This is a genomic window from Mesorhizobium amorphae, assembly GCF_014843845.1.
GTDB lineage: Bacteria > Pseudomonadota > Alphaproteobacteria > Rhizobiales > Rhizobiaceae > Mesorhizobium > Mesorhizobium amorphae_A.
Genome location: NZ_JHQS01000091.1, coordinates 1 through 640, shown reverse-complemented (window position 1 = coordinate 640; position 640 = coordinate 1). Strand labels below are relative to the sequence as shown.

Genomic DNA, 640 nt, shown 5'->3' with positions numbered 1-640 from the left:
CCGCGCTTCAGGTCCATCGGGTTCATGCCGGCGGCAACCGCCTTGTGGCCTTCCTGGACGATCGACTGCGCCAGAACGGTCGCGGTCGTGGTGCCGTCGCCGGCGATGTCGTTGGTCTTCGAAGCAACTTCGCGGACCATCTGCGCGCCCATGTTCTCGAACTTGTCTTCAAGCTCGATTTCCTTGGCGACGGTGACGCCGTCCTTGGTGATGCGCGGGGCGCCGAACGACTTGTCGATGACGACGTTGCGGCCCTTGGGGCCGAGCGTGACCTTCACCGCGTCGGCGAGGATGTTGACGCCGCGCAGCATGCGCTCACGGGCATCACGGGAGAATTTTACTTCTTTGGCAGCCATGTTTAGCTCCTGGCAGGGGCTTTGATCGAGCCCGCAGATTTAGATGACGGTGAGGCCGATATTCAGCCGATGATGCCCATGATGTCGGCTTCCTTCATGATCAGAAGGTCTTCGCCATTGAGCTTGACTTCGGTGCCCGACCACTTGCCGAACAGGATGCGGTCGCCAGCCTTGACGTCCAGGGGGACGAGCTTGCCGGCTTCGTCGCGGGCGCCGGAACCGACGGCGATGATCTCGCCTTCCTGCGGCTTTTCCTTCGCCGTATCCGGGATGATGATCCCGCC

Annotated in this window: 2 protein-coding genes; both read right to left on the bottom strand. The window is 62.2% G+C overall.

Features of this window, described 5'->3' with window-relative positions:
* Positions 1–356 (bottom strand): TCP-1/cpn60 chaperonin family protein (locus DH08_RS30130; protein WP_282595063.1); only part of this gene is annotated, 356 nt, incomplete at its 3' end.
* Positions 357–418: 62 nt separating this feature from the next.
* Positions 419–640, bottom strand: a 222-nt coding sequence (locus DH08_RS30125; RefSeq protein WP_192182895.1) for a co-chaperone GroES, incomplete at its 5' end; no start/stop codon positions are given.